3 protein-coding genes and 2 pseudogenes are annotated in these 6,568 nt (G+C 66.2%); 2 read left to right on the top strand and 3 right to left on the bottom strand.

The window, feature by feature from the left end; genetic code table 11:
• Positions 1-227 precede the first annotated feature (227 nt).
• Positions 228-2,147 carry an ABC transporter ATP-binding protein gene (locus tag ACWIHY_RS39870; protein WP_454381618.1) on the bottom strand — a complete coding sequence of 640 codons (1,920 nt, stop codon included), beginning with the start codon at positions 2,145-2,147 and terminating at the stop codon, positions 228-230.
• 253 nt (positions 2,148-2,400) lie between these two features.
• Between ACWIHY_RS39870 and ACWIHY_RS39865 the strand changes: the two are divergent.
• Positions 2,401-2,784 (top strand): annotated as a pseudogene (locus ACWIHY_RS39865) (transposase); the annotation flags it as partial.
• A gap of 225 nt (positions 2,785-3,009) precedes the next feature.
• On the opposite strand, the pseudogene ACWIHY_RS39860 reads toward ACWIHY_RS39865, so the two are convergent.
• Together ACWIHY_RS39860 and ACWIHY_RS39855 are read right to left on the bottom strand one after the other, a co-directional pair.
• Positions 3,010-3,285, bottom strand: a pseudogene (locus ACWIHY_RS39860) (IS5/IS1182 family transposase); the annotation flags it as partial.
• 128 nt (positions 3,286-3,413) lie between these two features.
• A complete protein-coding gene (locus ACWIHY_RS39855; RefSeq protein WP_454381616.1) occupies positions 3,414-4,286 on the bottom strand; it encodes a leishmanolysin-related zinc metalloendopeptidase in 873 nt (290 codons plus the stop codon).
• 314 nt (positions 4,287-4,600) lie between these two features.
• On the opposite strand from ACWIHY_RS39855, the gene ACWIHY_RS39850 reads away from it, so the two are divergent.
• Positions 4,601-6,478 (top strand): DNA/RNA non-specific endonuclease, encoded by a 1,878-nt coding sequence (locus ACWIHY_RS39850; RefSeq protein ID WP_454381614.1) that lies wholly within the window; start codon positions 4,601-4,603, stop codon positions 6,476-6,478.
• Positions 6,479-6,568: the final 90 nt, after the last annotated feature.

The following is a 6,568-nucleotide window of genomic DNA, read 5'->3' as shown; positions in this document are numbered from 1 at the left end:
CTCGCCAAGCGCATAACGGACGAGACCACCCCAACCTGGCGAGGAACTTACTAGGGCATCAAGGGCAATCTGCCTACCTCAAACGCCCACTGAGAGGTCGTTTTCTCCCGGTGTTTCATCCCGGGATTGGTTGTTTGGTAACGCTACTCCCCTTCGCGGTTCGCGGCATGCGGCGGATGTATCAACGTGACGCCACCGTCGGTCGAGGATGGCCGGAACCGACTCGGTCACGTGGACCCGGTGCTCGTAGGAGCGTGCGACGACGTCCTGCGGTCCCCGTCCGGTACCGGGTCGGCCGGTCCGGGCAGCCCACTGGGGCCGGCTCCCGGGACCGGATGTCCGGGGGCGGACTCGGTGCTCTCGCCGAGGAAGCCGCCCGACTGGTGCTGCCACAGCTTGGCGTAGGCACCGTTCGCCGCGAGCAGCTCCGCGTGAGTGCCCTGCTCGACGACGTTTCCGCGGTCGAGGACGACGAGACGGTCCATGCCGGCGACGGTGCTCAGACGGTGGGCGACCACGAAGGCCGTACGTCCGTCCATCAACCGCCACAGGGCGTCCTGGACGAGGAGCTCGCTCTCCGAGTCCAGCGCGCTGGTCGCCTCGTCGAGCAGCAGGATCGGGGCGTCGCGCAGGATGGCCCTGGCGAGGGCGACGCGCTGGCGCTGGCCGCCCGAGAGTTTCACTCCCCGCTCCCCCACCAGAGTGCCGAAGCCGTCGGGGAGTTGGTCGGCGAACTCCCTGACGTGCGCGGCCGCGGCCGCGGCGTGGATCTCCTCGTCGGTGGCGCTGGGCCGGGCGAAGGCGATGTTGTCCCGCAGGCTGCGGTGGAACATGGCGGGTTCCTGCGGGACGTAGGCGATCAGTGAGCGCAGGTCGGTCTGGCGCAGCCGGCTGATGTCCTGACCGCCGATCAGGATGCGTCCGTCGTCGATGTCCGACATCCGCAGCAGGAGCCGGGTGAGTGTGGTCTTGCCGCCGCCGGACCTGCCGACCAGACCGATCCGTGCGCCTGCGGGCACGTCCAGGTCGAGTGCCTGGAAAATCGGCTTCGCGCCCGCGTGGGCGAAGGTCACCGCCTCGAAGCGGATGCCTGTGTCCCGCGGTGCGAGCGGTTCGGGTTTTGTCGGGTCGAGCACGGTGGGCGGATCCAGCAGCAGCTCCGTGAATTGCGCGGCCTCGGTCATCGAGCTTTCCAGACGCCGGTAGATCTGGTTGAACTCGAACATGATCTGGGTTGCGTTGGAGTAGTAGGTGAAAGCGACGACGACCTCCTCCACTCCCTGGCCCGGGCCACCGAAGGCGATGGCGACCAACAGGCCCAGCACGTTGGTCAGCACGGACATGGGGGCGATCAGGGTGTCGACGCGCAGATTGCCGTAGTCCCACGACCTCAGCGTCAGACGCCGGGAGTCCGCGACACGGCTGCGGTGTTCGTCGGCCTCCCGCCGCTCGGCCGCGAACGCCCGGATGGTCTCCATGTTCATGAGGCTGTCGGCGACGTGGCCGGAGACCCGGGCGATCGCCGCCTCACGGTCGTTGACGAGCCTCTGCCGGCGACGGATCAGAGGTGTCGCGGCTGCCACGGTCAGCACGATCATCACAAGTAGGGGGGCTACGAGCATCGGTTCGTAGCTCCACAGGATCACGGCACCGAACACCAGGGGGACGAGACTGCCCACGATCCGGTACGTCACCGTGTCGACGAAGTCCTCGAAGCGCTTGCCGAAGCTCAGCACCCGTTTGGTCAGGGAGCCGGCGAAGTTGTCGTGGAAGAATGCCGCGTCCTTGGCGAGGAGTTCGTCCATGCCGCTCACGTACAGGTGTTCCATGCCGAGGGCGTCCACGCGGTTCAGGCAGTGCTGCCCGACCCGCCACACGACCTCGGCGAGCAGCAGCGTCACGCCGAAGCCCAGGACGTACGGCAGCGCCGAGCTGAGGGTGAGACCGCCGTATTCAGCGGCCTGTCCTGCCAGTTTGGCGATCAGCAGGGGGGCGACGTAACGGATGCCGATGTTGCCCACGGCCGGCAGCAGCAGCGCGGGCAGGGCCAGCCGTCGTAGTCGCAGCAGTTCCCGGCCGTAGCGGCGCAGTGCCAGAACGACCGCGCTCCTGCCCGGTGCTGGCCCTCGCGTGTCTGTTGTCCCCATCACACTCCCGGAGGTTCGTAAGTCGGAAGTTTCCCGTCGGGGGAGGTCCTTAGTCCAGGCATTTACCGCGGACTGGCGGGAACCGGACACCGCTGCGTTCAGCGTACGCAGCGGACGTATCCGGTGGTTCGACGTCGGCACCAATCCCGAGGCCCCGCCATTCACCCGGGCACCCAACCAGTACGGCACTCCCCCGCCCACCGCTTCCATGAGCAAGACCGGCCCGTACAGCTGCGCTCGGTCTACGGATCCCGGCTCTGGCAGTAGCAAGATCCACCTGGCATGCGACGGCCTGGGCTGCCCGCCTGCCCTGGTGCTCACGGGCGGCAATACCAACGACTGCACCCAGTTCACCGCCGTGATGGAGGCGATACGGGTACCTCGTCTCGGCCCCGGACGGCCGCGGGTGCGGCCCGTACACGTCGTTGGCGACAAGGGCTACAGCTCGAAGGCCATCCGAACCTGGGTGCGGCGCCACAGCATCCCGCACACCATTCCTGAGCGGGCCGACCAGGTCCGCAACCGGGCCCGACGCGGCAGCCGGGGAGGCCGCCCACCGGCCTTCAACAAGCAGGTCTACAAGCGGCGCAACGTCGTGGAACGGTGCTTCAACCGGCTGAAGCAGTGGCGTGGGATCGGTGAGGTCGACTCGGGGCGCCCTGCTGGTGTTCCACCAGTCGGTTTCCCCGAGCCGCCTAAGATCTTCATGAGCTTCTAGCGGCCGCCACGGAGTGTCCAGCTGCAGTCCGGCAGACCGGGCGCCGCTTCATGCCCAAGGAAGCATCGTGCGGCTGTCAGGTGACGGCCCAGTCTTGGAAGCAGATGTGGCCGGCCCGGGCTTCGCCGCACCGGGTCGGCCCACAATCGCCTCGGTCAGGGTCGGGGCGAGGGCGGCCAGCACCTCGACGGCCTCGTGTATATGTAGCCGAACGCAATCGCGATTTTGAATGCCGAACCCCGCGGCGAGCTGGGCTTACGTATCGCCGCACCCACAGGTGGCCCGTCCAGCAGCGTCCTGGCGACCGGCCGGCAGGCGGCGCCACCGCGTCCCGATCTCTCGCTGCCGGGCGGCGAGTTGCCTGCTCAGGTGTCTCAGAGTGCGGCTGGACAGATCGATCGAGGACGGGCAGACAAGCACGCGAAGCTCCTGGCGGACACGGGTGAACTTGGTCGAGAACCCGTCTGCCAGGAGCTTCATCGTTCCGTACAGCCCTCACTCATCAACACCTCGGCAGTGCCGCCAGGTTGGAAAGGGCTCAAGGTCCGTCAGGGCCTCTCGGCCGGGATACGGGTCGGGATGGTCGGGAGCACCACATGCTCCGGCACCGAGGTCGGAACGCGGCCGGAGCGTGCGATCTCGAGAAGATCTGGAAGCTCGTAGGCCTGTGCGGCGTCGAAATCGACCGTGTATCCGAGGTCGCCGAGGCTCGCCACCGTCAGTCGGCTCAGGGGGTTGTTGCTGCCATCGATGTTCGGCGACATCAGCTCGTTCTCGAAGACGCTCTCACGCCAGTGGCCGCCCGCGCTTCCGGCGCCGCCGATATTGGCGACCGGCACCGGGGCGGACTCTTCTCCGGTGAGCCTGCCGAACTCCTTCATGGCGCCAGGCCCGACGAAGGTCGGGTCGAGGCCGGGGAAGTCCTTCAGGAAGCCGAAGTCCTTCCAGACGGTTCCGATTCCCAGTACGTGCCCCATCTCGTGCGTGATGACGTCGAGGAGTGAGCCCTCCTCCTCCATCTGGGCCAGGTCGGCGCTGTCGAACCTCATGCGCCCCTTCACGGGAAGTCCCGCTCCACTGGCCGCGTCGTCCCTCCGGAACCGCGTCGGGCCGGCCTGCCCGAGTATGTTGGGGACGTTGTTGACACCGTCGATCGGCACGCCTTCAGCGTCGATCAAGAGATCGTCGATCACGACCCTACCGGTGAGGTCGTTGATGATCGCGGTCTCCAGGTCTCCCACGATGACGCGCGCCCAACGGTCCGCGGCCTCGGCGAAGATGCTCTTCTGGCTGTTCGTCAGCCCTCCGAGGAACCGCACCTCGATCTGGAACGGAGACGTGGTCGCGGCGAGCTCCGCGGCCCGGCCGCTGTCAGCGACTGCCCTGTAAGTTTCAAAGGCGTCGTTAATCTGCCTGCCCATGGCTACTACTCCCATCGCATATAGCCCGCCTTATCCCCCTAAACCACGTTAAACTTGTTCAGAGTTGTAGGCGATGCAAGCAAATATCGTTGCATGTTCGCCTGTTTCCCGCGCAGTACATGGCAGTACATGTTCGAGGCCCGGCCGCCGGACCGGACGGGCTCGGCGCGCTGGCGCAGTACGCCGGCCGTACGCTGGAAGTGCACGACAGAGCGGGAAGCTCAGGCCATTCGCTTCGGTTTCAACCACCGCTGATCCCCATGATTTCGGTAGGGCTTGTCACGCCTGAACTCCATGCGTGAAGGGAGCCTTCAATGGCTACCAAGAAGCGTGCGTCCGCCAATCCCAGGCCCTCCACAAGCGGCCAGGACAAGCTGATCAGCGACCTCAAGCAGTTCATCCGTAGCCGGGGATCGGGCTTCCTCAGTGACCCGAACGTGTCCTCGATCGGTATCGGGTACAAGGAGAGGAACGGGAAACGAGGCAAGGAACTGGCCCTTCAGTTTACGGTCGACAAAAAGGTCCAGCCGGAGGGACTGGACGAACTGAAGACCGCCGAGATCCCCGCGGTCATCGACATAGGTGGCGGTGTTCAGGTGTCGACCGATGTCGTCCAGCGCTCCTACAAGCCGCACTTCCTCGTGGTGGCCGAGGGCGAGACGCCGAAGCGGCAGAAGCGCGTCACTCCGGTCCGTCCCGGTGTGAGCGTCGGCAACGTCAAGGTGAAAGCCGGCACCTTCGGGTGCATCGCCTTCGACAGGAACGACGGCTCGCCCTGCCTGCTGAGTAACTGGCACGTGCTGAACGGCCGGAAGGGCGAGCTCGGCGACGTGGTCGTGCAGCCCGGCAAGGCCGACGACAGCCGCATCGCGCTGAACCGTCTCGGCAGGCTCAAGCGCGCCCACCTCGGCAGGGCCGGCGACTGCGCCGTGTCGACGGTTACGGACCGTGATTTCGCCATGGACATCCTCGACCTCGATGTCACGCCGACGAAGCTGGGCGAACCGCAGATCGACGACAAGGTCGTCAAGAGCGGCCGTACCACTGGGGTCACGCACGGCGTGGTGAGCAGGCCCTTCGCCATCGTCAGCATCAACTACGGCGGGCCGGTCGGAGTGCGCGAGATCGAATGCTTTGAGATAGGCCCTGACCCCAAGCATCCGGCGGACGGCGACGAGATCAGCTTGCCCGGCGACTCGGGATCGGTCTGGATGTTCACGATCCGCTCCGGCAAGCCCACGGAGGTAATGGCCGGTCTGCACTTCGGTGGTGAGGGGGATGAGGACCCCGAGGACCGCGCTCTGGCCTGCTTCCCCCAGGCGGTCTTCGACGAACTGAAGATCACCCTCGCACCGCCGGACCCCGAATTGCTGGAGGCCCTGACCGGATACGACCCGGGCTTCCTCGCGGTACCCATGGGCACCCCGCAGCTCCACCCGTCGATCAAGGAGGACGCTGTCCGGCTCAACGGGTCCGAGGTGGTCCCCTACACGCACTTCTCGCTGGCCCTCAGCACGTCGCGGCGCTTCGCCATCTGGGTGGCCTGGAACATCGACGGCGGCACCCTCAAGAAGCTCGACCGGAAGGGCATCGACTTCGTCAAGGACCCGCGCCTTCCGGCCGCCGCTCAGGTCAGCAACGAGCTGTACAAGGGCCGCAACAACCGGCTCGACCGCGGCCACATCGCGCGCCGCGCCGACGTGGTGTGGGGCTCGCTGCCCGAGGCGAAGAAGGCCAACAAGGACTCATTCTTCTACACCAACATCACTCCGCAGATGGACGACTTCAACCAGAGCGGGCGGAACGGCATCTGGGGCCACCTCGAGGACGCGGTCTTCGAAGACGTCCGTGTCGACGAGCTCAAGGTCAGCGTGTTCGGCGGCCCGATCTTCCACGAGGACGACCGTGTCTTCCGGGGGGTCAAGCTCCCTCGCGAGTTCTGGAAGGTGCTCGTCTTCTCCGAGGACGGCAAGCTCAAGTGCAAGGCGTTCCTGCTGACGCAGAATCTGGATGTGCCCGAAGCCCTCGAACTGGACGAGTTCCGGGTGTTCCAGGTCAAGCTGTCCGAGATCGGGACGCGGACCCACCTGCGCTTCCCCACCGCGATGACCACGGCGGACACGCTGGTGGTCCCGGAGTCACTGGAGGACCGGACCCCGCTGGAGCGTCAGTCTGACATCGACTGGAGCTAGGGTCCGTCTTCAAAGTGATCTTGCCCAGAGCAGGAACGACGCCAGGCTGACCGCTGCTTCGTAGGAAGTGGCGGTCTTCTCATACCTGGT

The organism is Streptomyces sp. NPDC055287, assembly GCF_053646035.1.
The sequence above is the reverse complement of the archived record's forward strand: the minus strand, read 5'-3'. Positions and strand labels throughout refer to the sequence as shown.